General features: G+C 75.3%; 19 protein-coding genes and 1 pseudogene. 15 read left to right on the top strand and 5 right to left on the bottom strand.

Going from position 1 to position 25982, the window contains the following annotated elements:
- Nucleotides 1–78 precede the first annotated feature (78 nt).
- The 8 genes and pseudogenes from ACZ4NT_RS01625 to ACZ4NT_RS01590 all read left to right on the top strand — a co-directional run.
- A pseudogene (locus ACZ4NT_RS01625) lies at nt 79–309 on the top strand (SAM-dependent methyltransferase); the annotation flags it as partial.
- Nucleotides 306–5033 carry an alpha-(1->3)-arabinofuranosyltransferase domain-containing protein gene (locus ACZ4NT_RS01620; protein WP_467722886.1) on the top strand — a complete coding sequence of 1576 codons (4728 nt, stop codon included), beginning with the start codon at nt 306–308 and terminating at the stop codon, nt 5031–5033. The pseudogene ACZ4NT_RS01625 and the gene ACZ4NT_RS01620, both read left to right, overlap by 4 nt.
- On the top strand, nt 5030–6346 hold the full coding sequence (locus ACZ4NT_RS01615; protein ID WP_467722647.1) for a condensation protein: 1317 nt from the start codon (nt 5030–5032) through the stop codon (nt 6344–6346). Before ACZ4NT_RS01620 ends, ACZ4NT_RS01615 begins: the two co-directional genes overlap by 4 nt.
- Entirely contained in the window at nt 6343–7077 is a 735-nt protein-coding gene (locus ACZ4NT_RS01610; protein ID WP_121403205.1) for a class I SAM-dependent methyltransferase, read from the top strand. Before ACZ4NT_RS01615 ends, ACZ4NT_RS01610 begins: the two co-directional genes overlap by 4 nt.
- Before the next feature lie 15 nt (nt 7078–7092).
- The gene (locus tag ACZ4NT_RS01605; protein WP_121404752.1) at nt 7093–7995 is read left to right on the top strand and encodes a hypothetical protein; all 903 of its coding nucleotides are present in this window, start codon (nt 7093–7095) and stop codon (nt 7993–7995) included.
- A complete protein-coding gene (locus ACZ4NT_RS01600) occupies nt 7992–8225 on the top strand; it encodes a Trm112 family protein (RefSeq protein ID WP_467722645.1) in 234 nt (77 codons plus the stop codon). The genes ACZ4NT_RS01605 and ACZ4NT_RS01600 overlap by 4 nt, the downstream gene beginning before the upstream one ends.
- Nucleotides 8222–9100 carry an FkbM family methyltransferase gene (locus tag ACZ4NT_RS01595; protein WP_121403203.1) on the top strand — a complete coding sequence of 293 codons (879 nt, stop codon included), beginning with the start codon at nt 8222–8224 and terminating at the stop codon, nt 9098–9100. Before ACZ4NT_RS01600 ends, ACZ4NT_RS01595 begins: the two co-directional genes overlap by 4 nt.
- Nucleotides 9006–9611, top strand: coding sequence for a hypothetical protein (locus ACZ4NT_RS01590; RefSeq protein WP_121403202.1), 606 nt, complete (start codon nt 9006–9008; stop codon nt 9609–9611). Before ACZ4NT_RS01595 ends, ACZ4NT_RS01590 begins: the two co-directional genes overlap by 95 nt.
- Here ACZ4NT_RS01590 and ACZ4NT_RS01585 read toward each other — a convergent pair.
- The 3 genes from ACZ4NT_RS01585 to ACZ4NT_RS01575 all read right to left on the bottom strand — a co-directional run bounded on the left by ACZ4NT_RS01585 (nt 9592) and on the right by ACZ4NT_RS01575 (nt 12421).
- Nucleotides 9592–10506: an ATP-grasp domain-containing protein gene (locus ACZ4NT_RS01585; protein WP_467722643.1), complete on the bottom strand. Its 915-nt coding sequence runs from the start codon at nt 10504–10506 to the stop codon at nt 9592–9594. The genes ACZ4NT_RS01590 and ACZ4NT_RS01585 overlap by 20 nt on opposite strands.
- A 95-nt stretch (nt 10507–10601) precedes the next feature.
- On the bottom strand, nt 10602–11819 hold the full coding sequence (locus ACZ4NT_RS01580) for an MAB_1171c family putative transporter (RefSeq protein WP_121403200.1): 1218 nt from the start codon (nt 11817–11819) through the stop codon (nt 10602–10604).
- Nucleotides 11816–12421, bottom strand: coding sequence for a toxin-antitoxin system, toxin component (locus ACZ4NT_RS01575; RefSeq protein WP_121404751.1), 606 nt, complete (start codon nt 12419–12421; stop codon nt 11816–11818). Before ACZ4NT_RS01575 ends, ACZ4NT_RS01580 begins: the two co-directional genes overlap by 4 nt.
- 490 nt (nt 12422–12911) lie before the next feature.
- On the opposite strand from ACZ4NT_RS01575, the gene ACZ4NT_RS01570 reads away from it, so the two are divergent.
- From ACZ4NT_RS01570 to ACZ4NT_RS01560, 3 genes are read left to right on the top strand one after another with little or no spacing between them, the layout of a single operon-like run.
- On the top strand, nt 12912–13997 hold the full coding sequence (locus tag ACZ4NT_RS01570; protein WP_467722641.1) for an O-methyltransferase: 1086 nt from the start codon (nt 12912–12914) through the stop codon (nt 13995–13997).
- A 58-nt stretch (nt 13998–14055) separates the two neighbouring features.
- Nucleotides 14056–15537 (top strand): acyl-CoA synthetase, encoded by a 1482-nt coding sequence (locus ACZ4NT_RS01565; protein ID WP_467722639.1) that lies wholly within the window; start codon nt 14056–14058, stop codon nt 15535–15537.
- Nucleotides 15530–16900: a carboxyl transferase domain-containing protein gene (locus tag ACZ4NT_RS01560; protein WP_467722637.1), complete on the top strand. Its 1371-nt coding sequence runs from the start codon at nt 15530–15532 to the stop codon at nt 16898–16900. The genes ACZ4NT_RS01565 and ACZ4NT_RS01560 overlap by 8 nt, the downstream gene beginning before the upstream one ends.
- On the opposite strand, the gene ACZ4NT_RS01555 is transcribed toward ACZ4NT_RS01560, so the two are convergent.
- Entirely contained in the window at nt 16875–20522 is a 3648-nt protein-coding gene (locus ACZ4NT_RS01555) for a S8 family serine peptidase (protein ID WP_467722635.1), read from the bottom strand. The two genes, ACZ4NT_RS01560 and ACZ4NT_RS01555, sit on opposite strands and share 26 nt — an antisense overlap.
- 329 nt (nt 20523–20851) lie before the next feature.
- Here ACZ4NT_RS01555 and ACZ4NT_RS01550 point away from each other — a divergent pair, with 329 nt between their 5' ends.
- The 3 genes from ACZ4NT_RS01550 to ACZ4NT_RS01540 all read left to right on the top strand — a co-directional run bounded on the left by ACZ4NT_RS01550 (nt 20852) and on the right by ACZ4NT_RS01540 (nt 23895).
- The gene (locus ACZ4NT_RS01550; protein ID WP_121403195.1) at nt 20852–21889 is read left to right on the top strand and encodes a rod shape-determining protein; all 1038 of its coding nucleotides are present in this window, start codon (nt 20852–20854) and stop codon (nt 21887–21889) included.
- A gap of 10 nt (nt 21890–21899) precedes the next feature.
- Nucleotides 21900–23330, top strand: coding sequence for a GAF domain-containing protein (locus ACZ4NT_RS01545; protein ID WP_121403194.1), 1431 nt, complete (start codon nt 21900–21902; stop codon nt 23328–23330).
- An 88-nt stretch (nt 23331–23418) separates the two neighbouring features.
- Nucleotides 23419–23895 carry a hypothetical protein gene (locus tag ACZ4NT_RS01540; protein WP_121403193.1) on the top strand — a complete coding sequence of 159 codons (477 nt, stop codon included), beginning with the start codon at nt 23419–23421 and terminating at the stop codon, nt 23893–23895.
- A gap of 82 nt (nt 23896–23977) precedes the next feature.
- Here the strand turns inward: ACZ4NT_RS01540 and ACZ4NT_RS01535 are convergent, their stop codons facing one another.
- A complete protein-coding gene (locus tag ACZ4NT_RS01535) occupies nt 23978–24883 on the bottom strand; it encodes a DUF4231 domain-containing protein (protein WP_121403192.1) in 906 nt (301 codons plus the stop codon).
- Between the two features lie 293 nt (nt 24884–25176).
- Here ACZ4NT_RS01535 and ACZ4NT_RS01530 point away from each other — a divergent pair, with 293 nt between their 5' ends.
- Complete coding sequence (locus tag ACZ4NT_RS01530; protein ID WP_121404750.1) at nt 25177–25926, top strand: SDR family oxidoreductase; 750 nt, start codon at nt 25177–25179, stop codon at nt 25924–25926.
- The last annotated feature ends 56 nt before the right edge of the window (nt 25927–25982 follow it).

Here is a 25982-nt window from a genome sequence, read left to right as displayed (position 1 = left end):
TCCCCCCCCCGCCGTGCCCCGCGTGTGGGGCGGTGGCGGGGGGCCCCCCCCCCCCCCCCCCCCCCCCCCCCCCCCCCCCGCTACCACCGCCGTACCGGGAAGGCGGCCAAGCACACCCTCGGCGAGAACCTCTTCGCCGTGCACATCGGATCCACCCTGCGGCAGGTCCGCGCGCGCGACGACGTCACGGTCGTCTCGGCACGCTCCCGCTACTGGCCGTTCCTCGCGTCCGCCGTCGCGAAGGCGCCCGGACTCCGCGAGTTCGCCACCTGGAACCTCCTCCTCATCCTCCGGCGGTGTCCACCATGACGAGCACGGTCCAGGCTCCACCCCCGGCAGCCACCCGCCCCGCCACCACCGCCTCGGGGCCCCCGCGGGGGCCGCGGTCGCGGCGGTGGCTGCTGGGGTTCTGGGCCGTGGTGTTCGTGCTGTTCCTGGCCGTGCACCCCGGACGGACGACCTTCGACACCAAGCTGGGTGTCGCGTTGGACCCCTGGCAGTTCCTCACCGACCTCGGCCAGCTGTGGCACGACCGGGGCGGCTTCGGCGGCATCCAGGACCAGTACGTCGGCTACGTCTGGCCGATGCTGCCGTTCTACGGGCTGTGCAAGCTGGTCCACCTGCCGGTCTGGCTGGCGGAGCGGCTGTGGCTGTCGGTCGTGGTGTCCGTCGCGTTCTGGGGCGCGCTGCGGCTCGCGGAGCGGCTGCGGGTCGGCACGCCCGCGTCCCGGCTGGTCGCCGCGGTCGCGTACGCGCTGTGGCCGGTCTTCACGATCGTCGTCGGTTCCACGTCGGCCGCCGCGCTGCCGGGCGCCTTCCTGCCGTGGGCGCTGCTGCCGCTGACGGACGAGCGGTACGGCGCCCGGATCGCCGCCCTGCGCTCGGCGCTGGTCGTCCCCTTCATGGGCGGGGTGAACGCCGCCGCGACGCTGGCCTCCCTGCTGCCCGTCGGCCTCTACCTGCTCTCACGCCCGCGCGGGCCACGGCAGCGCAAACTGATCGCCTGGTGGGTGCCGGGGGTGATCCTCGCGACGGCCTGGTGGGTCGTACCGCTGCTGCTGCTCGGCATCTACGGCGAGAACTTCCTCCCCTACGTGGAGACCTCGCAGACCACGACCGCCACCATGTCCGCCACCGAGGCCCTGCGCGGGGCCGGGAACTGGGTGGCCTATCTACACTTCGGCGAGGCCTGGCTGCCGGCCGGCTGGACGGTCGTCTCCTCGGTGGTCGTGGTCGTCTGCTCGGCGCTCGCGGCGGGCCTCGGCCTCGCCGGCCTGGCGAGACGGGACATGCCCGAGCGGCGGTGGCTGGTGCTGACCCTGCTGACGGTCGCCCTCATCACGCTGGCCGGGTACGGCGGTTCGTTCGGCGCGCCCTTCCACGGCGTGGTCCAGGACTGGCTGAACGGCTGGCTGGTCCCCTTCCGCAACATCTACAAGTTCCAGACGGGGGCGGCCCTCGCGCTCGTCCTGGGGCTGGCCCATCTGGCGGGCGTCGCCGCCTCGGAGCGCGGGGCGCGCCGGGTGCGCGGACGCCGTCTGGCCCCGCTGGTCGTGGCGGTCCTGGTCCTGCCGGGGCTCGCCTGGCCGTACCTCAACGGGTCGATCCTGAACCCGGGTTCGTTCCGGGAACTGCCCCGTTACTGGCAGAGCACAGCCGACTGGCTGGAGAAGTACTCCCCGGACTCCCGCGCCCTCGTCGTCCCGGCCACCGCGCACGGCCTCTACACCTGGGGCTCCCCCATCGACCAGCCCCTCGACGTCCTCGCCGACTCCCGCTGGGCGCAGCGCGACTACGTTCCCTTCGGCACCCCGGGCAACCGGCGCGCCATGGACGCAGTGGAGCAGTCCCTGATGACGGGCGCCGAAGTGCCGGGCCTCGCCGACTACTTGAGCCGCGCCGGGCTGTACTACGTGGTCGTCCGCAACGACCTCGACCCCGACCAGCTCGGCCATGTCCCCACCGCGACCGTGAAGCGGACCCTGGAGCAGTCCGGGTACCGGCGGGTCACGGGGCTCGGACCCGTGATGACCGGCGGGCGGATCGCCGAGAACACCCCGCTGCAGGTCGAGGGCCTGTACCCGCGGCAGCGGGCGGTGGAGATCTACGAGCCGGACGGCGCGGACGTACCGCGGCCCGGGCAGGCGGGGCTGAAGCCGGTCGCCGACACCGCCGTCGTCTCCGGTGGGCCCGAAGCACTGCTCCCGCTGGCCGCCGACCCCGCGATGCGCGGCCGGGCCACGGTGCTGACGGGGGACAACCACCCCGGTCTCGGCACCCCGCCCGTGCAGGTGATCGGGGACGGGCTGCGGCGGGCCGACACCCGCTTCGGGCTCGTCAACTCCAATACCTCCTACACGTACACGCGCGACCAGCGCAACGACAGCGACAGCGCGCAGGACGCGGGAAGGGAACCGCACCAGATCCTGCCGACCGAGGGCCTCGCCCGTCAGACGGTGGCCGAGCTGCGCGGCGCGCGCTCGGTGACCGCCTCGTCGAGCGGCAACTGGCTGTTCCATCTCCCGCAGTACGACCCCGTGAACGCCTTCGACGGCAATCCGGACACCGCCTGGGCGGAGGGCGCGGCGGGCTCGGCGGACGGGCAGTGGCTGCGGATCGCCTTCACCGGCTCCGTGGACGTGCCGTCGTCCTTCGAGGTCACCCCGCTGCCGCAGGACGGCGTGCGCTCGGCGGCGACCCGCGTCCGGGTGGAGACGGAGAAGGGGTCCGCCACCAGCTTCCTCCGGCCCGACGGCACGCCCCAGCGGATCAAGGCCCGTGCCGGGTCCACGCGTTGGCTGAAGATCACGATCGTCGACTCCACGGCACGGCACTCCGGCCTGACCGGCGCCGGGTTCTCCGAGGTCGGCCTGCCCGATGTGCAGGTGACGCGGCTGCTGCGGCTGCCGACGGACGCCGCGCGCGCGGACGCCGCCGCCGAGATCGTCTCGCTGCACCGGACGTCCGACCCCACCGGGCTGTCCCCGACGGGCACCGAGGCGGGCCTGCACCGCCGCTTCACCACCTCGGCCGCGGGGACCTACGAGGTGAAGGCGAGCGCGGTCCCGGTCCCCGGCGAGGAGCTCGACAAGCTGCTCTACGAGGTCGCTCCCGGGCAGGAGAGCCGGATCACCGCCACCGCGGACTCGACAGCCCGGCTCGGCAGCGGGTTGTCGGCGCGCAACCTCACCGACGGCGACCTGACGACGGCGTGGATCGCGGGCGACCGGCCGGTGCTCCATCTGAGCTGGCCGGACAGGCAGGCGGTCGGTTCGCTCGTGCTGGCCCCGGCCGGCGGCCTGTCCACCCGGCCCACCAAGATCAGCATCAGCTCACCGGACGGCGCGGCGATCGTCGGCGTCGACGAGAACGGGTGGGCGCGCTTCGACCCCATCACGACGGACCGGCTCGACATCACGATCACCGAGACCGCTCCGCTCACCGTCCACAACCCGGTCGCCGACGACGACCTGCAGCTCCCGGTCGGCCTGACGGAGGCGTACGTCCCGGCCCTCGACCAATACCGCACCCGGCAGCCCTCGCCGTCCCGGACGTTCTCCCTGCCGTGCGGCAAGGGTCCGGTGCTGGCGGTCGACGGCACGCTGTACGAGACGGGTGCCGAGGGGACCGTACGGGACCTGGTGGAGCGCAGGTCCGTCGATCTGACGCTCTGCCAGGAGGGGGACGGTGACGCGGCGCTGCAACTGGGCGACGGCGAGCACCGGGTCGAGGCCGGGGACGCGGGACCCCTGGTCGTGACCGACGTGACGCTGACCCACGGGACGGTGGCCGAGGCCGCCACGGCCGGCCGTGAGCTGCGCATCCGCGACTGGCTGGGCGACCGCCGCGAGGTGACCGTCGGCTCCGGAGCCGCCGCGTACCTGACGACGTACGAGAACGTCAACGACGGCTGGAAGGCGACGCTGAACGGCAAGGAGCTCACGCCGGTACGGCTCGACGGCTGGCAGCAGGGCTGGCGGATCCCGGCCGGCGCGGGCGGCACCGTCAAGCTGTCCTACGGGCCCTCGGCCGTCTACGAGGCCGGGCTGATCGGCGGGGGGGTCGCCGTGGCGCTGCTCGCCGGGCTGGTCCTGTGGCGCCGCCGCTCGCCCAACCCCGACGTGCCGCAGCCGGCGCCGCCCCACCCCGGCCCGTGGCTGGGACTGGTGGCACTCACCCTGGTGGGGGTCGTGATCGCCGGGTTCCTCGCCCTGCTGGTCCCGCTGCTGGCGCTGCTGGCCCGCAGGCGGCACACCCTGCTCGTGCCGATCGCCCTGCTCGCCCTCCTCGGGGCGGGCGTCACCGCGGCGACCGGTGCCGGGTCGCCGCCCGGCGCCGACGGCGGCGCGTTCCATCCGGTGGCCCAACTGCTGGCGCTGATCGGCCTGTTCGCGGCCCTGGTGAGCGTCGCCGAGCCCGCTCCGGAGGCGGCCGGGTCGACCCTGCGGTGGCGGACACCGCCGGGACGGCCGGTGCCCCCGGAATCGGAGGCCCCCACCGCACCGCTGCCGCGCCGGGCCGGGGGCGCGACCGGCGACCCGCGTGCGGGCGGCACGGCTGCGGCCGCCCGCCCCGAGGGCCGCCCGGGGGCGCCGGACGCCGCCGCGGGATCCCTGCCGGCCTTCCCGCCGGGCGCGGGCCCGGCCCACGGGCACGGCGAGGGGGCCGGCGCGAGCCCCGTCCACGGGCACGGCGCGGGTCCGGGCGCCGCGCACGGGGCGGCGCCGGCCGCCGGGCGGGAGGCGGGGCCGGGTGCTCCGGCGGCCGGGCAGGGCGCCGCGCCGGTGCCTGGCCGGGGCGCCGATGACCGGGACGACGGCGCCGGTGGCCGGGACGGCGGGGCGGGCGGGGGCCAGGGCCCCGGTGTGCCCCCGCGGCCGGCCGCCGGACCGACCGTATCGGCGCGCGGGCCGGGCTCGGCACCGCCCGAGTCCGACCCGCCGACCGCGCGGCTCCCGTTCCGCAAGCCGCGGAGGAACCCGCCCGAGGACGCGGGCCGTCACGACGACACGGGGAAGGGCGAGGCCACATGACCGCTGTGGAGCATCCGGCGCGGGACGGCACGGACGGCCCGGGGCGGCCGCCCGTACGCGTGCCGTTCCCGGTGGTCGACGAGGTCGCCCGGCACTGCCACCAGGACGCGGAGCCCGAGACCGTCCACATCGAGGTCCATCTCCCCGGCCGGCTCGATCCGGCCCGGCTGACGGCGGCGTTCACGGCGGCCCTGCGCCGGCACCCCCGCATCCTGATGCGCGAGGCGGCGGGCCCCTGGTACCGGCGCCGCTACGAATGGGAGCTGACCGCCGACCCGGACGTCCAGGTGGTCGCCTTCCCACCGCCGGACCGGGACGCCCTCCGGCAGGCGCGCGCCCGGGCCCTGGACAGCGCCCCGCCGCTGTCGGCGTCACCCCCCGTCCGCCTGGAGGCCGTCGCCCCGCACGACGGCTCCCCCGGCACCGTCCTCCTGCTCACCGTCAACCACACGGCACTGGACGGCCCCGCCTGCCTGCGCATCCTGGCCACCGCGGCGGAGCTGTACGGCGGCCGGGACAACGCACCGGCCGCGCCTCCCGTGCGCACCCCCGACGCCTCGCCCGCCGCCCGGCCGGAGGCCCCCTCCGGCTGGGCGCCCCCCGCCCGGGTCGCCCGGGGCACCCCCGAGCCCTCGCCCGGCAACGGCCTGCTCCTCACCGAACTGACCGTCCCGCGCCGGCCGGAGGGCTCGCAGTACACCGTGAACGACCAGCTGATGGTCGCCACCGCGCTGACGATCGCCCGTTGGAACCGCGAGCACGGCGCCCGGCCGCGCCCGTTGCGCATCACCATGCCGGTCGACGACCGCCCCCGCGGCACCGACATGCCGATCGGCAACGGCACCCGGCTCGTCGAGGTCCCCTTCGCGCCCGACGAGCTCGATCCCCGCGATCTGCGCGAGCTGCTGCGCCGCACGGCGGACCGCACCCGCGCCCTCAAGTCGCTGCCGCGGCCCCAACTGGGACGTGGAGCAGCCCTGTTGACGGCGCCCGTGGTGCCGGTCGCCTGGCGCGCGGCCGCGACCCGCGGGCTGCGCAGGGCGGCGGCACCCTGGACGTCGACCACTCTGCTCAGCAACATCGGCCGCATCCCGTACTCCCTGGACTTCGGGGAGGAGGCGGGCCGCGCCCACGCGGTCTGGTTCTCCGCGCCCGCCCGGATGCCCCGCGGCCTCACCGTGACCACCGCGTCCACCGCCGGCCGGCTCCATGTCGCCCTGCGCTGGTCGCGCGCCCTGCTCGGGCCCGGCGACGGCGCCCGTCTGCGCGACCTCTTCGAGCACCACCTGCACGCGACCGAGGAGGGCACATGACCACGTCGGCGCCGGTGCGCAGGGACCTGCGGGACTTCTACGAGGACCCGGCCGTGCCGGTCGCCTCCGGCACCCCGCGCACCCTGCGGCAGGCCCGCATGCTGGCCGCCGCGCTGGGACCGGCCACGGGCGGCGCCCGCACGGTCCTCGACGTCGGCTGCGGGGACGGCACCGCCGCGGCCACCGCCGCACCCCTCCTGGCCGGCCACCGGCTCGTCGGCGTCGACTGGTCGCAGGACGCCCTGCGGCGGGCGCACGCCCGGCTGCCGTACGCCGTCCGCGGCGAACTCACCGACGGGGGGCTGCCGTTCGCGTCGGAATCGGCGGACGCGGTCCTCTTCAGCGAGGTGATCGAGCACCTCGTCGACCCGGACGCCGCCCTCGACGAGCTGCGCCGGGTGCTGCGCCCGGGCGGCCACCTGATGCTCTCCACCCCGAACCTCGCCGCCTGGTACAACCGCGCCCTGCTGCTGGCCGGAGTGCAGCCCGTGTTCTCCGAGGTGAGCCTGCGGGCGGTGCACGGCCGCCCGGGCCGCGAGGTCGTCGGGCACCTGCGGCTGTACACGGCCCGCGCGCTGCGGGAGTTCGTCGCCGCGTCGGGCTTCGAGGTCGTACGGCTGCGGGGCGCTCCCTTCCACGGGGTGCCGCGTCCGCTGCGACCGCTGGACCGGCTCGCCTGCGCGGTCCCCTCGGCGTCCTCGATCCTTCTGCTGCACGCGCGAAGGACGTAGCCGATGTGGTGGGGAGTGGCCGCGGCGCTGCTGGCCAACGTCCTGTACAGCACCGGATTCGTCCTGGAGAAGCGGGCGCTGGCGGCCCTGCCCGAGGTGAACATCCGCCGTCCCGGCCGCCTGCTGCGCCTCGTCGTCGGCAGTCCGCTCTGGATCGGCGGCTCGCTGGCCCTGGCCGCCGGGTTCGGCGCGCAGCTCGCCGTCTACCGCACCCTGCCGATCGCCGCCGCCCAGGGCATCTTCGTCTCCGGTCTCGTGCTGCTGGTGCTGCTCTCGGCCCGGCTGCTCGGCGAGGAGACGACCCACCGGGAACGGTTCGCGCTCGGTGCGATCCTCGCCGCGCTGCTGATGGTCGTGCTCTCGCTGAGCGAGGGGGCCGACACGGTCAGCCGCAGTGCCCCGGCGCCGCTGATCCTGCTGGTCTGCGTGCCGTCGCTGGCGGCGGGCATGTGGCTGTACGGCTCGGCCGAGCGCCGGACCCGCCACCGGCACCGCATGCCGACCACCGGCGTCGAGTACGGCGTCGCGGTCGGCCTGCTGTACGGCGTGAGCTCACTGGCGATCAAGGGCGTGTCGAGCTATCTGACGACGAGCGGCCTGGGCTCGGCGGCGGTGGGCCTGCTGCGCTCGCCGTACCCCTATCTCCTGCTGTTCACCGGCGTGTTCGGCCTGATCATGTCGCAGGCGGCGCTGCAGCGCTGCCGGGCCTCGCTGATCGTGCCGGTCTGCACGACCGTGACGTGCCTGTTCACCGCGGTGCTGGGCACGCTGGCGTTCGGCGAGGCGCTGCCGCACGAGCCGGTGCGGCTCGCCCTGCGCCTGGCCGGCACGGCGCTCGCGGTCTCCGTCCTGCTGGTCATGCCCAAGCACGACACCGCTCCCCGACCCACCACCGGTGCCAAGGAGTTGACGCCATGAACCCGGACGACCCGCTGCTGAGGATCCTGGCCTGCCCGCTCGACAAGGGCCCGCTGCATCTGCTCGTCCCGGACGAGTCGGTGGCCGCGGCGACGGAGGAGGCGCTCTACAACCCGCGCCTGCACCGCCGTTACCCGATCGTCGACGGCATCCCGCAGCTGCTGCCGTCCTCCGGCGAGCAGGTCACGCAGGACGAGCACGAGAACCTGCTCAAGCGGATGGTCCCATGACCACGCTGGCCGCCCGTCTCGCTCCCCTGCTGCCCGTGCGGCTGGTCGCCGCGGCCGCCCGGCTGGTCTATCCGCGCTTCGAGCCCGAGCTGGCCCGCCTCGCCGACCTCTGCCCGGCGGACTGCGACACGGCGGTCGACGTCGGCGGCTGGTACGGGCCGTGGACGCGGCGGCTGTCCGCCCGGGCCCGCCGCGTGGTGACCGTGGAGCCGGTCCCCCACCTGGCCCGGCTGATCTCCTCGGCGGGCTTCCGCAATGTCCGGGTGATCACGGCCGCCGCCTCCGACCGGCTCGGCACGGCCCGGCTGTGGCTGCCCGCGGGCGACGCGGGCGACCGGGGGGTGTCCTCGCTGGTCCGGCGCGACATCCACGCCCGCGCCCTGGAGGTCCCCTGCCTCACCCTGGACAGCCTGGAGCTGCGCGGCGTCGGGTTCGTGAAGATCGACGTGGACGGCAACGAACTGGCGGTCCTGCGCGGCGCCGACGCCCTGCTGGCCCGGGACCGCCCGGCCCTCTTCGTCGAGCTGGAGTCCCGCATCCAGCCGATCGCCCCCGTGGTCTCCCATCTCGCCGGGCGCGGGTACGCGGGCTGGGTGCTGCCCGGCGACACCTGGCGGCCACTCGCGGGCTTCCCCCTGGAGGAGCACCAGGCCCGCACCGCGCACGTGGTCTCCCGGGGGCTGCTCCGCCGGGTGCTGCCGTGGCGCGGTCCCCGGTACGTGAACTCGGTGCTGTTCCTGCCGGACGGCCGCCGCCCCGGCGGCGACCGGGTGCGCGACGATGGGGCGCATGCCGGCCAAACGACCCCCCACCCCGTTCACCCCCCTCGACTTCCAGCTGGTCCTGCTGCGCCGCATGGCCGACCACAACCCTGACCTGGTCGAGGACGCCCGTCACGAACTGGGCGCCTCCCTCACGGACATGCGGGAGGCGAACCGCCGCTGGCAGGCGATGCTGCGCTCCCCGCGCTCGCGGGGCACGGCCCGTCTCCACCGCTCCGTCCTCGGCACCCCGGAGTCCGTGCAGCCGCGACGGATCGGTGACCTCGACTGCGAGGCCCTGCTCTGGCCGGTGCCGCTCTGGCCCGACCTGCGCTTCGAGGTGCTGCTGGCGCCGAACGGCGTCGCCTGGAACGAGTGGCTGGTCCGGGCGCCGGACGCCGCGGGTCCCCGGCTGCGCACGCTGGAGGATCTGCGCCCCTGGTCCTGCACGGTCGACGAGGCGGCCCGCGCCTTCGCCCCGGCCCGTCCGCTGGAGGGCACCGCGCCGACCCGCTGGGGGCTCGCCTTCACGGCCCCGGACGTCTCGGGCGCGCCGCGGGCGTGCGCCGCCGAGTTCACCTGGGGGCTGTTGCAGCGGGTGGCCGTCAGCGAGCGGCCCGGATGACGGCCTCCGCGACCACCGGCAGCGACCGCGGGTGCAGCCGGAGGAACAGGTTGGGCTCGACCAGTTCCAGCTCCATGACCTGGGGCCCGCCGTCGTCGCCGTCGACGAGGTCGACCCGCGCGTACAGCAGCTCGGGCGCACCGCCCGGCCCGTCCGCCGCGACGGCGTCCGGGACGGCGGCCAAGGCCCTTTCGGCCACGGCGAGTTCGGCCGGGGTGGGGGTCCAGTCCTGCAGGCGGGGGTGCGGCACCTTGACCCCGTCGTACGGCGTCCCGGGTGCGAGGACCGCGCCCTTGCGGCTGGCGTGCAGGAAGCGTCCGCCGAAGAACTGCAGCGCCCGCTCCCCGGCGGCGTCGATGCTGCGCACGTAGGGCTGAACCATCGCCGTCAGCCCCTCCGCGTGCATCCGGTCGAGCTGCCGCAGCGCGGTCTCCCGCTCCCCGGGGGCGTAGCGGGCGGCGAACCGGGCGCCCGCGCCGGCGGTCGGCTTCACCACGAACTCGCGGTCGTCGAGGAGTACGGCCTCCTCGCCGGGGGCGAGGTAGCGGGTCGGGACCACCGGGACGCCGGCCGCGGCCAGGTCTCCGAGGTAGCGCTTGTCGGTGTTCCACCGCACGACGTCCGCCGGATTGGCGAGCTTCGTCAGCTTCCCGCACAGCTCGGCCCACGCCACGAATTCGGCCACCCGCCAGCTGTAGTCCCAGGTGGAGCGGATCAGCACCAGGTCGAAGGCCGCCCAGTCGACGTCCGGGTCGTCCCAGTACGCGACCACCGCCTGGGCCCCGGCCTCCTCCAGAGCGCTCCGCAGCGCCGGCAGGTCCCGGTCGGCGTTGCCCTGCTCGCCGGGCCGGTAGGTGACCAGTGCGACACGGGCACGGACTGTGGTGCGGGCCACGGCGGCTCCATCCTCAAGTGTTCCGGCGGTCCAGCCGCAGGCTAACAAGCCCCCGCCGGCGCAGACAGCGGCCGTCGCGTGGTGCGGTCCGCGGTTCAGGAGGCCGGTGCGCCGGTCGTCACGGCGCTCGCCCGCGCGCGGACCGCCCGGAGCGCCTCGGTCCTGCGCAGGGTCCGGGACACCCCCTCGATCTGCTCCAGGAGATCCTCGATGTCCGGGCTGCCCGGCGAGCGGCCGGCGTCGTCGCCGCGGGAGAGCCTCCGGGCCGCCATGGCGTCCTGGACGGTCACGACATGGGCGAGCAGCCGGGCCTCGGCCGCCCCGAAGCCCTGGTCGAGCGCCGCGTCCCGGGCCCGCCGGCGCAGGTCGGGATCGACGTACCGGGCGAGGTGGAGCAGGGCGTCGCGGATGAACGTCTCGCGGCGCGTCAGGCGCAGTTCGGGCGCGGCTCTCAGCTGGAACGCGACGTGCCCGCCGGTGGCCGTCCGCAGCAGCCGGTAGAGGGGGCCGAGGCGCCGGTGGGCGAGCCGGGTGCGCAACCGGCGCTGGAGGTACTGGCCGCTGTGGGGGAGGACGAAGCCGACCGCGATGAGGACGGCGGAGACGCAGGCGACGGGGGGTGCCAGGTCCGTGCTCAGCCAGTCCAGGTCGCGGCCGGCCCACCGCGCGCCGACCGCGGTGAGCTTCGCACCGTCGTAGACCAGGTTCAGGGCATAGCCGACGCCCATGAAGCGCAGGCCGCCGCGCAGCCACGGGGCGAGTCGGCCGGCCCGGATCCAGGCCCAGATCACCCGGGAGGTGATGAGGCAGGCGGCGGTGTGCGCGAGGAGGTAGAGCAGGATCTCCTCGCGCATGAAGGGGGTGGTCGCGTAGTAGGTGTCGAGGTCCCGGATCCGCTCGACGGGGGCGTCGGCGAGCGCGAAGAGCGCCCACAGCGCGACGATCACGCCGGTGTAGACGGTGACGACCCGCCGGGTGGCCCGGCGGGTCGTCGGCGAGTGCTCGGCCGGGCCGTTGCGCCAGGCGATGAGGAGCAGCAGGCAGGAGCCGCAGAACGCGGTGAGCAGCGTGTAGACCAGGGGTGCCGAGATGTTCGGCACGCCGGTGACGCGGTTGGTCCGGGCGATGGTGGGCGGCGCGGCGAAGACGAACACCGCGCAGGCGAGCAGGAGCAGGCCGCCGACGGCCCGCAGCAGCGGGTCCTGCCAGAGCTTGATGATGCCGGGCAGTCTGATCGCGAGGGCGACGGCCAGGACCGCGAGCGGTATCCAGAACGAGATGTACATCCCGTCGAAGAAACCGGCCGGACTCATCGCTGTCCGGTCCTCGGATCGCGGTAGCCGAGCGAGGCCTGGAGGGCTCTGCCGACCGGGTCGGCGGGTCCCTCGGGGGCGGGGCCGCTCACCCAGGACCGGAAGGCGCTGGCGAGGTGCAGGCCGAACTCCTCGGCCTGCGCCTCCTCCCGTTCGTGGGAGCCGTTGCGCGCGGCCACGGTGAGCGCGGTCTCCGGCCAGCCGGAGGAGCCGGGCAGTGCCCGCACGCCGGTGTCGCCGGACGGGCCGGGCGCCGGCGTCCGGCCCGTCTCGCCGGACAGCGCGCGGGCGGCGGCGGCACCCCCGACGTGGTGGTCGCGGTGGCCCTCCTTCAGGTGCCACAACTCGTGTCCCAGGATGACCAGTTGCTGCACGGTCTCGGCCCGCTCCTCGACGATGACGAGGTCGAAGTCCTGGAACTGCAGCCACAGTCCGGTGACCTCGATCTCGTCGGGGAAGCGCTCGAAACGCAGCTCGACGGGGCGGCCGGCCCGCCGCCGGCTCATCTCCGCGCACAGGGCACGCGCCAGTTCCCGCACGTCGACCGGCGGGTCGAGCCGGCCCCGCAGCGCGCGGGTCAGCTCCGACGCCAGGGCGCGCATCTCGGAGTCGGCCCCCGGCGGGAACAGCGCCGCGACGGCGCCCGCCGCCCTGCGGATCCGGGCGCCGAACTCCCCTCTGCCGCGCGGGAGTCTCACCGTCGCCCCTCCTCCCGACCGGGCGCCCCGCCGAGCACGGGCACGGCCTCACGTCTGCGCGTGCCGGGTCGCCGGGGCGTCCCGGAAAGAGAGGACAGAAGCTCACTCACGCATGGACTCCCGGCAGTTGACCCGTCAAGTGTCGCCGAGAGCCGAGACTACGGGCCCCGCCCGGCCCGCGCCACGTTTCCCGGCCGATCCCGTGCGGACGCGGCCGGAACGGCGTCGGGCTCCGGGCGACCGCGGCCGAGGCCACCCCCGGGGCCCCGGCGGACATGACCGGACCGGCCCCCGGCGGACGGGGCCGGAGGGGCCCCGCGGCCCCCCGGCGGGGGTGGCGCGATCGGTTCGGCGGACGAGGCGGGACGGCCGCCGACGGGGCACGATCGGCACCATGGCGATCTCAGGAACGGACGCGTACGACCACTTCGCTGAGCCCCTGCCCCCGCTCGTCGGGCGGGCCGTCGCCGCCGCGCGGCGCCACGGCTTCACGCACTCGTGCCGGCCCGAACAGGGGCGGCTGCTCCAGCTGCTGGCGAGCGGCGCCCGGGGCCGCATCGGCGAGACGGGCACCGGCTGCGGGGTGGGGATGGCGTGGCTGGCGTCGGGAGCGCCGGAGGGCGTCGAGCTGTTCAGCGTGGAACGGGACGCCGAGCGGGCCCGGGTCGCCGCCGAGGTGTTCGCCGACCGGCCCGAGGTCCGGATCGTGCACGGCGAGTGGCAGCGGATCGGGGACCACGGCCCCTACGGCCTGCTGGTCCTCGACGGCGGAGGCCACGGCAAGGCGCACGACGACGGGACGGCCGGTCTCTTCTCCCTCCTCTCCCCCGGCGGCACGATCGTGATCGACGACTTCACGCCGGCCACCAGCTGGCCGCCCCTGCACCACGGCGTCCTCGACCGGGCCCGGCTGCACTGGCTCAACCACCCGCTGCTGCACGCGACCGAGGTCCGGCTGGCCGAGGACCTGTGCACGGTGGTCGGCACCCGCAGACCACCGGCCGCCGACCGGCTGCACGCGCTGGAACGCGGCCAGATCTGCCGGGGCGTCGTCACGCACACCCCGCGCTTCGGCGTCTTCGTGGACCTCGACGGCATCGAGGGGTTCGTGCGCGTCCCCGAACTCACCTGGCGGCACATCGACTCCGTCGACGAGGTGGTCCGGGTCGGCCAGGAGGTCACCGCCCAGGTGCTGGACATCGACGCCGAGCGGCAGCAGGTGCAGCTCTCCCTCAAGGCGCTCCAGCCGGACCCGATGGCCGCGCTGGGCCGGGAGGGGCTCGGGCGGGTGCTCCGCGGGACCGTCACCCAGGTCGCCCCCTTCGGGGTGTTCGTCCAGGTCGCCGACGGCCTGCTGGGTCTCGTGCCCGCCGACGCGCTGGCCGGCCTGCCGGGTCCGCCCCGGGCGGGCGACGAGCTGACCGTCGAGATCATCGGCATCAACCTGGTACTCCGGCGGATCTCGCTGGCCCTGGTGTAGGAACGAGCACGTGGACGAGTCCCTGCCACCACGCCCCTGCGACCTAGGAGTACGCCGCGTGTCCTCCCTCTTTCCGGCCCTGACGGGCGGCTCGGCCGCGGCGCGGCCCGCGCTGCGCTTCGGCGACCGCTCCCTGACGTACGCGGAACTCGCGGCCGCGGCGGGCGCCCTGGCCCCGCGGATCCGTGACGCCGGCCGGGTCGCCGTGTGGGCGACACCGGCCCTGGAGACCGCCGTGGCCGTCGTGGCCGCCCTCCAGGCCGGTGTCCCCGTCGTCCCGCTCAACCCCCGGTCGGGGGAGAGCGAGCTGGGGCACATCCTGGCCGACAGCGCCCCGTCGGTGGTGCTGGCCGCCGCGGGCGACCGGCTGCCGCCCGCGTTCGGCGCGACGACACGGGTGGACGTCGACGTCCGCGCCACCGGTGCGGCCGGAGCGCCCGCCGACGCGGACCCCGCCGCGCCCGCCCTCGTCGTCTACACCTCCGGCACCACGGGGCCGCCCAAGGGCGCCGTGATCCCGCGGCGCGCGGTGGCGGCCACGCTGGACGCGCTGGCCGACGCCTGGCAGTGGACCGGCGACGACGTGCTGGTCCACGCCCTGCCGCTCTTCCACGTGCACGGGCTGATCCTGGGCGTCCTCGGGCCGCTGCGCCGCGGCGGTGCCGTGCGCCACCTGGGCCGGTTCGACACCGCGGGGGTGGCCCGCGAGCTGGACGACGGCGCGACGATGCTGTTCGGGGTGCCGACGATGTACCACCGGATCGCGGAGGCGCTCCCGGAGGATCCCGGCCTCGCCCGGGCACTCGGCCGGGCACGGCTGCTGGTGTCCGGTTCCGCCGCCCTGCCCGTGCACGACCACGAGCGCATCGCGGCCGCGACCGGGCGCCGGGTCGTCGAGCGGTACGGCATGACGGAGACGCTGATGATCACGAGCGTGCGGGCGGACGGGGAGCCCCGCGCGGGAACGGTCGGAGTCCCGCTGCCCGGCGTCGACGTGCGGCTCGTCGAGGAGGACGGCACCGTCATCGGCGGATACGACACCGACGGCGCCCCGACCGGCTCCACCGGCGGCGAGCGGGTGGGCGAGATCCAGGTGCGGGGCCCCAACCTCTTCTCGGAGTACCTCAACCGGCCCGACGCGGCGGCCGCCGCGTTCACCGGGGACGGCTGGTTCCGCACCGGCGACATGGCGGTGCGCGACGCCGACGGCTATGTCCGCATCGTCGGCCGCAAGGCCACGGACCTGATCAAGAGCGGCGGTTACAAGATCGGCGCGGGTGAGATCGAGAACGCCCTGCTGGAGCATCCGGCCGTGCGGGAGGCCGCCGTCACCGGTGAACCGGACGCCGACCTCGGCGAGCGGATCGTGGCCTGGGTGGTGCCGCAGGGTCCCGCCGGCCCCGCTCTCGGCACCGAGCTGGCGGACCACGTGGCCGGGCGGCTGGCCCCGCACAAGCGCCCGCGCACCGTGCGCTTCCTGGACTCGCTGCCCCGCAACGACATGGGCAAGATCATGAAGCGGGCGCTGAAGCATGGCTGACCGCCACTCCGCCCGCGAGGCCGTCGCCATGGCCACCGGCGGCTCCCCCTTCACGGAACTCCCCGTCCCCGCACGCGAGTCCACGCCCGACGGCCCCCTGGGGTGGCAGGGCTACGACGACTCGCGGGCCCGGGCCGCCGACCGCACCGGCGAGACGGAGTCCGTCGTCGTCGGGCGGGCGTCCTTCGGGGGCACCGACGCCGTCCTCATCGCCTTCGAGTTCGGCTTCCTGGGCGGCTCCCTCGGCGAACGCACCGGCGACCGGCTGGAGGCGGCGTACACCCACGCCCGCGAGCACCGCCTCCCGGTCGTCTCCCTCGTCGCGACGGGCGGCAGCCGCATGCAGGAGGGCATGCTCGCCCTCACCCAGCTCCAGCGCGTGGCACGGCAGTCGGCCCTCAACCGGGAGGCGGGCCTGGTCCAGCTGGCGGTGGTGCGGGATCCGACGACCGGCGGCGGCTGGGCGACCCTGGGCGCGGGGGCCGACGTGATCCTCGCGCTGCCCGGCGCCCAGGTGGGGTTCGCGGGTTCCCGGGTGCGGCCGCCCGACGCGGACCCGGCGGCGTACACGGCGGAGGCCCAGCTGGCGGCAGGCGCGGTCGACGCCGTCGTACGGCCGGAGGAGCTGAGCGGGACGCTGGCCGGATGGCTCTCCCTGCTGACCGCGGCCTCGGACGAGCCCGCTCCCCCGCCGCCCTCCCCGGGCACCCCCGGCCCGCTGCCGGCGACGGGCTGGGACGCCGTCCAGCGCGCCCGGGCGGCCGAACGCCCCCGGGCCCGGGCGTACTTGGACGCGTACTTCACCCGGCGCGCGGAGATCGGCGGCGACCGGTGCGGCGGCACCGACGACGGGATGCTGTGCGGGTTCGGCGAGCACGCGGGGCGGACCGTCGCGTACGCCGCCCAGTGCGGGACGGCCACCCGTCCGGCCGGCTACCGCACCGCCGCCCGGCTGATCCGCCTCGCGGGACGGCTGGGCATCCCCGTCCTGACGCTGGTGGACACCCCGGGGGCGGCCAACGACGCGGACGCCGAGCGGCAGGGCGCGGGCGCCGCGATCGCCGACGTCTTCGCCGCGGTGGCCACCGCCCGCACCCCCGTCACCACGGTCGTCGTCGGCGAGGGCGGCTCGGGGGGTGCCCTCGCCCTGGCCGCGCCCGGCAACACCTGGGCGGCACCGGACAGTTACTTCTCGGTCATCGCCCCGGAGGCGGCCGCGGCGATCCTCAAACGCGCCCCGGACCAGGTACGCGCGACCGCCGACCAACTGCGCGTACGCCCCCAGGACCTGGCGGCCCTGGGGGTCGTCCGCGGAGTGACGGCGCCGGGGCCGGGCGCTACCGCACCCCCACCGCCCGGATGATCTCCTGGCGCACGGAGCCGCCGCGGTCGTCGCGCGCCGAGGCCCGCAGCGAGACGTACTCGGCGCCGCGGGGCACGACAAGCGTCCCCCGCCAGTCGGCTCCGTCGCCGGAGAGCCGTACCGTCCGCCACGTCGTCCCGTCGTCGTACGACACCTCCAGCCGGCCGCCGCCGATGGTCCCGGTGCCGGGCGCTCCGGCGACGTACTCGGCGAAGACCCCCACCGGCACCCGGCTCCCGCCGCGGACGTCGCCCGCGAGGTCGGTGTTGATGTCGTAGCCGAGGTTGAGCAGGGGAAGCAGGGTCCAGCGGTCCTCGGGGGTGGCTGCCGATCGGACGGTCCACTCGGAGCGGCCCTTCGTCGGCAGCCGCCAGCGGTCGGCGTCGAGGGCCGTGTCCGTGACGACCTTGTACGTGTGCTCGTCGGCGGGCGCGTCCCAGACGTACGCTCCGGAACCGGTCCGCCGGTCGACCAGGGTGCCGTCCTGGTGGACCTCGGTGAACTGGGTCATGCCGTTGCCCTCGCTCCACACGTCGCCGAAGCCGGTGTGGTCGGGCCCGGAGTCGCCCCAGCCGGGCGTGTTGAACTGGATCTGGTTGCCGGACCGCTGCTGCCCCCAGCCCAGACCGGACCCGAGCCACGGATGCCAGACGGGCTTGAACCAGTCGAGGCCGGTGTGCGTCCCGCCGCGGTACCGGACGACCCCGCTGCGCTCCTCCAGCGCGCCCTCCGCCATGGTCACCGACTCGTGCCACCGCTGGCCGGGGGCGGTGGACACGTAGTCGGTCCGCTCGGCCGGGTGGTCGATCCGCTCCAGGAAGCCGATGCCGATCGGGAAGGTGTCGGTGAGCGAGTACCGGAACTCGCCGCCGTCCACCGGCTTCGCCGCGTGGAACCGGGTGTCCAGGACGGCGAGTTCGCGCCGATCCGGTGCGTACGTGAGGTCTCCGCGGGGGACGGCGCCGCGGTGCCCCTCGGACAGGTCGTACACGTACGGCGTATGGGGCGTCCCGGTCATGTCGACGCGCCGGACCGTCCGCAGCCGTGCCGCGTCGGCGGCGTTCACGGTCGCGATCGGCAGCGGCCGGTCCGCATTGTCGTCCGTCCCGAACCAGGCGTTGAGGCGTCCCGCCGCGTCGTCCGTCACGAAGAGGGCCTCGGCGCCGGCGTCCTGGGCGGCCTGTGCCAGCGCCGCGGGCGCGGTGCCCTCCGGCAGCCGTGCCAGAACCGCCTTGCCGCGGACGCCGGTGAGGGCGCCGCCGGTGAAGGTGCCGACGTCGACGAGCGGGAGCCTGCTGCGCCCGTCGGCCGGCGTTCCGCCCGGCTGGACGACGGCCTCACGGATCCCCTCGACCGTCAGCCGGGGCTTGCCGAGCCGCCACACGGTCCGGTACTCGAAGCCGCCCTCGGTCACCTTCGCGGTGGGCGCCGCGAAGACGCTGTCGTACGTGACGGGCACCTGGACGGCGCCGAACAGGTCGGAGCCGCCCGCCTCCCGGTCGTACTCCATGAGGAGCTGCCGCGTCTCGGTGCGCCGGTCGACCTTCGCGTCGAGCTCCTGCAGGGTCCGCCCGTCCAGGGTGACGTCGCGGTCGCGGTCGAGGGTGATCTCGGGGGCCGCGAGGAAGCCGAGTCCGAGGGAGTCACCGCCGTGGCTGCCGCGCACGTCGAGGAAGGACGTCACGCTGTACGTGCCCGGCTTCAGGCGCAGTTCCAGGGTCCCGGAGTCACCGACGGCCGCGGGGAACGGCTCGGTGTCGCGGGCCAGTTGCTGCACGGCCAGATCGGCCGCCGTCGCGCCGCCGTCCCGGTCCTTGACGTGCATGGTGAGCGTGTACCGCTCCTCCTCCTTGACCAGCCCGAACACCGTGTGGGCGACCGGTTCGCCGGCGGCACTGGCCACGATCTGTCCGGAGGTGTTGCCGACCGGCGCCTTCGCCCCGTCGCCGGTGACGGTGGTGGCGGCGCTCCCGTGCGCGGGCACGGTGAGCGCGGAGTCGGCGAGCGTGACGACACCGTCCGCAGCGCCCTGCGCGGCGAGGTGCAACTCGACCGGTTCGTCGGAGGAGTTGGTGTAGGTGACCGTCTTCGTCACCGGCCGGTTCGCCTCGTACGGCCAGCCGTAGAAGCCGAGGTCGGCGCTGCCGGTGGCGGTGACCTTCGCCGTCACCGCGTCCGGCACGTCCACCCGGCCCGCCCCCAGCACGTACGCGGACGCGTCGAGCCGCTCGGACGTGGACATCAGCGCGTCCTTGAGCCGGGCGCCGGACCAGTCGGGGTGGGCCTCGGCGAGGAGCGCGGCGACTCCGGCGACATGCGGCGTCGCCATCGACGTACCGCTCATGGCGGTGTAGGGGCCGCTGCCCTCGGCGAGGGAGGAGCGGGCGGCGAGGATGTCGACGCCCGGTGCGGAGAGGTCCGGCTTGAGGGCGTTGTCGCCGAAGCGGGGCCCGGCGCTGGTGAAGTACGCGGCCTGGTCGGCGGAGTCGACGGCGCCGACGGTCAGGGCCGCGTCGGCGGCGCCGGGCGAGCCGATCGAGGAGGGGGCGCCGGTGTTGCCCGCCGCGACGACGAAGAGCGCGCCGGTCTCCGCGGAGAGGGCGTCGACGGCCGCGGCCATCGGGTCGGTGCCGTCGCTCGCCTCGGTCGACCCGAGGCTCATGGACACCACGTCGGCGCCCACGTCCCGCGCCGCCCACTCCATGCCCGCGATGATCTGCGACTCGCTGCCGGAGCCCTGGTCGCCGAGCACCTTGCCGACGGCGAGGGTGGCGTCCGGCGCGACGCCCCGCTCCCCGCCGTCCGAGGCGGCGCCGCTGCCGCCGACCGTGGAGGTGACGTGGGTGCCGTGCCCGTTGCGGTCGGCGACCTCCTCCCCCTCGATGAAGCTTTTGGTCCGGGCGACCCGACCGGTCAGATCGGGGTGGGCGGTGTCGACACCGGTGTCGAGGACGGCGACGGTGACGCCCTTGCCCGTGAGCCCGGCCTCCCAGGCCTTCGGCGTGCCGATCTGCGCGTTGCTCTCGGCCATGTCGGCGCGGACGCGCCCGTCCAGCCACACCTTGCCCACGCCGGCCTGCCGGGTCAGGGACCGCCAGAAGGTCCGCCCCTTGTCGGCGTCGACGGCGACCGCCCCGATGCTGGCGAGCGCGCGGGTCTTCTCGGCACCGCGCGGGGCCACCGCCCGGACGCCCTTGTCGTAGGTCACGATCAGCGGCAGCTCGTCTGTCTTCCGGTCGCCGAGCCCCTGCCGTATCAGCCCGCTCACGTCGAACAGCCGCCGGTCGAGGGTGCCCGCCCGCAGATACGGCAGCGCCTCGTCCGGCACCACCGTGACGGCACCGTCCGCGACCTGCGTCCGCACGGCCCCGGTGGCCCCCGGGGGCCGCTCGACCCCGACCGTCTTCCGGCCCCCGCCCAGGTCGGTGACGGTGACCTTGTCGCCGGTGACGAGGGTGACGGTGTGGGCGGCGCCGGCGGCCCGGGGCGCGGCGGGAGCGGCGGTGCCCGCCGGGGACGCCGGGGCTCCGGCGCCGGCCGCCGCGGGTGCCGCCGGCAGCAGGGCGAGCACGAGTCCGGCCGACAGCAGCGTCGCACCGCGTCTGGCTCTTCCTCTGGTCATCGAAGCCTCTCTGCCTCTGGACCGCCGGCGGGCGGCCGACGGCACGGGGTCCGGGCGGGGTGGCGCCCGCGTGTGCTGCGACGAGTGTCGGGGCCCTTGTGTTGCGCGGAAGTTGACGCGCGCTGGCGGGAAGGTGCCCTGGCGGCTTCCCGCCAGCGGGTCCGGCGGGACACGGCGGGACCATCTCCCCGCACCCCCCGAAACCACCCGTCCAGCCGCACCCCGCCCGGCCCACCCCAGCAGGCGACGACCCGTCAGGTCCCGCACGATGCCAGTGAGGACCGCCGCCCGGCGGGGCCCCACGGTCTGTGCTCTCGGGAGGAACCGCCATGACCGGCAGTCTGGATCAGTTGCGCCGCTGTCATTTCGCCGTCGACCTGGGGGCTGCCCGGACCCGTGTGTACGTGAAGGGGGCCGGTCTCGTCGTCGACCAGCCGAGCGCCGCCGCCATCAACACGAAGACCGGCGCCCTGATCGCGGTCGGCGAGTTCGCGGAGAAGATGACGGGCCGTACTCCTCACTACATCCGGGTCGTCCGGCCGGTGTCCGGCGGCACGGTCGTCGACATCGAGATGGCCCAGCGCATGCTGCGCCAGCTGCTCGGCGACAAGGTCCGCCGCGCCCTGCGCCGCAAGCCGCGGCTGCGGGCCGCCGCCTGCACCCCGCACGACGCCGATCCGCTGGCCCAGCGCGCGACCATCGAGACCCTGGTCGGGCTGGGGGCGCGGCGCGTCGAGCTGGTCGACACCCTCATCGCCGCCGCCGTCGGCTGCGGGCTCCCCGTGGAGCAGCCCGAGGCCACCATGGTCATGGTCTGCGGGGCCGCCGCCACCCAGGTCGCCGTACTCTCCCTCGGCTCGATCGTCACCGCCGAACGCATTCCGGTGGGCGGCGAGGCCGTCGACCACGCGATCGTGCAGCACCTGCGCCACCAGCACGAACTGATGCTGCCCAGCCAGTCCGTACGGCCGCTGCAGCTCGCGCTCTCCGGGAACGGGCTCACCCCGCACGGGCCCGCCGTCACCGAGATCCACGGCCGGGACGTCGCCACCGGGCTCGCCCGGTCCGTGCAGGTCGACACCGCCGCCGTGCGCGACGCGATCCAGACCCCGCTCACCGCCGTGCTCGACGGCATCGGCAAGGTGCTGCGGGACTGCCCGCCGGACCTCGTGGCCGACCTCGCCGACCGCGGCATCATGATGGTCGGCGGCAGCGCCCTGCTCCCCGGTCTCGACCAGATGCTGCGGCAGGCGACGGGCATGCCGGTGCACATCGCGGAGCGGCCGGACGTGTGCGCCGTCCAGGGCCTCGGCTCCATGCTGGAGGGCAAGATCGAGCCACTCGTGCTGGACCCGCTGGCCGGCTGACCCGCCGGCCATGACCGACCCCGTCCACCGCCTCCCCTCCCTCCTGGGGGCGGTCCTGAGCGTGGGGACCGACCTGGAGCTGCGGGCCACGCTCCAGCACCTCGTCGAGGGCGCCGCCGAGCTGACCGGAGCCCGGTGCGCGGCTCTCGCCACGGTCGACCCGAAGCACGACGGGCTGATGGAGATCCGTACCGGGGGCCCGTCCGCGAGCGACCGCAGCCCGGTCGGGCGCACGGACGACTTCCTGGGGGTCTCCATCCGCGTCGACGACGAGGTGTTCGGCAACCTCTACCTGGTCGACAAGCCCGGGGGCCCCTTCTCGGACGAGGACGAACAGCTGCTGCGCGTCCTGGCCACCCAGGCCGGCATCGCGATCGGCAACGCCCGGCTGTACGAGACGGCCCGGCAGCGCGAACGCTGGATCGAGGGCGCGGCGGCCGTCACCAACGCCCTGCTGACCGGCGAGCCCGCGGCCGACGCCCTGATGACGGTCGCCGAACGGGCCCGGATCCTCGCCGACGCCTCCGCCGGGGTCATCCTGCAGCCCACCGAGGAGGGCGGCATGGAGATCGTCACCGCCTCCACGCTCGACGACCCCGGGGACATCGTCGGCACCGTCATCGAGCCGGGCAGCCCGGTCCTGGAACACCTCCTGGGCGGACAGCCGGTGTTCGTCGAGGACTCGGCGACCGACGCCCGGATGACGACCCACGTGCGGCACCGGTTCGGCCCCAGCATGCTGCTCCCCCTGCAGACCGCCGGCCGGCTCATCGGCACCCTCGCCCTGCCCCGGCACCGCGGCGGCCGCCCGTACACGTCGGTGGAGCGGCTGCTCGCCACCCAGTTCGCCTCCCAGGCCGCGGTGGCCCTCGTCCTCGCCGACGCCCAGCAGCGCCGGGAGCGGCTCGCGGTCCTGGAGGACCGCGACCGGATCGCGCGCGACCTCCACGACCTGGTCGTGCAGCGGCTGTTCGCGACGGGCATGATGCTGGAGTCGACCCAGCGGCGCACCGCGGGCGACGACGTGCACGACACCCTCGGCAGGGCCGTGGACGAGCTGCAGTCCACCATCCAGGAGGTCCGTACGGCGATCTTCGCGCTGCAGCAGCCTCCCGCCGACGCTCCCACCACTTTCCGCGGCAAGGTGCTGCGGGAGACCGGCGGGGCCGCCGCGATCCTCGGTTTCCAGCCGTCCGCCCGTTTCACCGGGGCGGTGGAGAGCCATGTTTCCGAGTCCGTCGCCGCTCACCTGCTCACCGCGCTGCGCAAGGCGCTGGCCGCCGCGGCCCGGCGCGCCGGCGTCTCCCGGGTGGAGGTGGCGGTCGACGCGACCGCGGTACTGGCGGACGGCCGGCCCGGCGTGCGCCTGACCGTGTACGACGACGGGGCGACGGAGGGGGAGACCCCGGGCACGACGGTGACGTGGCAATGGCCCCTGTGAGCTGCCCGTGCGCCTCGAACGCCCGTCGCCCGGCCGGTTCTCCGCCGCTAGTGTGGACGGGACGGCCTCGACTGCGAAGGTGGTTCTCGTGACCAGGATCGGCGTCACCGGGCACCGAGGGATTCCCGCCGCCGCACTGCCGTCCGTCCGCTCCGGCATCGGAGCCGAACTCCGGGGCTGCGGCGGGTCGGAGGCGCTCAGCAGTCTCGCGGACGGCGCCGACCAGCTCTTCGCGGAGATCGCCCTGGAGCACGGCATCCCGGTCACCGCCGTGATCCCCGGCATGGACTACGAGGCCCATCTCGGCGGCGACGAGGTACGGGCCGCCTACCGGCGCCTGCTGAAGTGCTGTGCCTCCCGGGTCCGGCTGCCGCTGGAGCCGACCCACGAGGAGGCCTACTACGCGGCGGGCCGCTGGATCGTCGACCACGCGGACCGCCTGGTCGCCGTCTGGGACGGCCGCCCGGCGAGGGGCCTCGGCGGCACGGCCGACGTGGTGGAGTACGCGCGCCGCATGGGCGTGCCCGTGCGGGTGCTGTGGCGGCCGGGGGTCGTGCGCCACTGACGCGCGTGAGCGCCGCCGGGCCCGTGTCCATGCGGGTCGACTCCCCGCACCTGAGCGCCGTCGGGCCGGTGCCCCGGCCCGGTCAACTCCCGAAGCGCACCAGCCAGTCGGTGTGCTGCGGGCTCACCAGCCGCTCGGCCTCCGCCACCGCCTCGGCCCAGCCGTCCTCGGTGACGGTGGTCGCCATGCCGATCCGCGCGGTCTCCAGGTCCTGCTCCACGAGCGAGTGCGCGTAGGTCAGCGGCCGGTGCCGCCGGACCTCCTGCCAGGCCACGCCGCCCGCCGCCGCGGCGCTCAGCACACCGGTCAGGTCCCAGTCGCCCAGCGCGCCCATCGCCCTCAGCACGGCCGCCAGCAGCGCCAGCAGGGTCAGTACGGCGGTGACCGTGGACCAGCGCGCCGCCGCCCGGCGGGCCTGGGCGGCCCGGTTGCCGTACCAGACGAGCTGCTCCAGGACCCGCTCGCGCAGATAGAAGTCGCGGCGCACCTCGAAGGGTTTGGCCCGCACCGCCCGCATGGCGGGGGTGATCTGGCCGGGACCGAGTCCGGAACGGTCGTCCTCCCAGCCCACCTTGCGCAGCTCCCGCAGCCGGTCGTCCAGCCGCTCGGTGAACATCCCGTCGGCGTCCACGAGCCGGGAGTGGAAGGGGCCGCCGTGCACCATGTACTGCCAGGCGAGCGACTTCACGGTCTCGGCGACCGCCCGGTGCGCCTGCCAGTGGGCCCGCGCCCGCCGCCGGGCGGCGTGGACGCCGATGACGATGGTGAGCGCGTAGAGGACCGCGGCGACGGCGGCGACGGCGTGGTCGTCGACGTGTTCCGCCAGGGTGGCGGCAAGCGTGGCGAGCAGCAGGACGACCAGCTGGGCGCGCACGGCGAGAAACGATTCACTCTGCCGGCTCAGCGCCTGTTGATCACTCGCGTGGAACAACTGGGGCAGATCACTCGCGCTCAAGGTGGTGCTCGGTACGGGAGTCCCGTCCCCCATCGCCCGCCCCCCGGTGAGAAAAGGTGTGACCCGTATCGTCGCGCCGAATGCGCGGGGGTACCAGTACTCTCTCGGCCTCTGCGCCTCCCCGTGACACCTCCCGCCGAACGGGAGCGCCGCCCCTCTCGCGGTCCGGAACCGCGGACCGTGTGGGGCGACCGTCCCGCGGCCCGCCCGGCGCGACCCTTGACGGGGCATCACCCACTCCGTAGCGTCACGCACCGTACGTGCATGTGATTCCCATTCACATCCAGGGACGAAGCGCGCGAGAGCGAGGGCGAGGACCGATGGCCATGATCCAGCGACGTGTGGTGGTATCCGGCGGAGGTACCGGGATCGGCCTGGCGACGGCGGAGGCGTTCGCCGCGGACGGGGACCGGGTGGTGCTGCTCGGGCGCCGGGAGGACGTGCTGCGCAAGGCCGCCGAGCGGCTCAACGACTGCCACGGCGCCGCCACGGCGACCTGGTACGCGGCCGACCTCTCCGACCCTGCGCAGGTGGCCGCCGCGACCGCCTTCATCGCCGAGGACGAGACGCCCCTCGACGTGATCGTCGCGAACGCGGGCGGCAACGCGGCCCCGTCGCACGACGGCACGCTCGCCTCCATCGCCGACAGCTACCGCCGCAACTTCGACGCCAACGTGCTGACCGCCGTCCTGCTCACCGAGGCGCTCCTGCCCCACATCCGGCGTCCCGGCGGCCGCATCGTGCAGCTCTCCTCCGTCGCCTCCCTGCGCGGCCCGGGGTCCTACGGCGGCTCCAAGGGCTGGGTCAACACCTACACGTACGACCTCGCCCAGCGTCTCGGCCCCGAGGGCATCACCGCGAACGCGGTCGCGCCGGGCTTCGTCGGCGACACGGAGTTCTTCGGCGACCGCGCGACCCCCGAGTTCGTCGCGGCCCGCGTCGCCCAGTCCCTGACCGGCCGCCCGGGGCGGCCGGCGGAGATCGCCGCGGCGATCAAGTACGTCAGCTCACCGGAGGCGGCCAACATGACGGGGCAGTTGCTCCACGTCAACGGCGGCGCGGTCCTGGGCCGCTGAGGACGGGCCACCGGGCCCGGGAACGACGAAAGCCCCTCGGACGACGAGGGGCTGAC

This window comes from Streptomyces sp. NPDC026417, assembly GCF_055567695.1.
The sequence above is the reverse complement of the archived record's forward strand: the minus strand, read 5'-3'. Positions and strand labels throughout refer to the sequence as shown.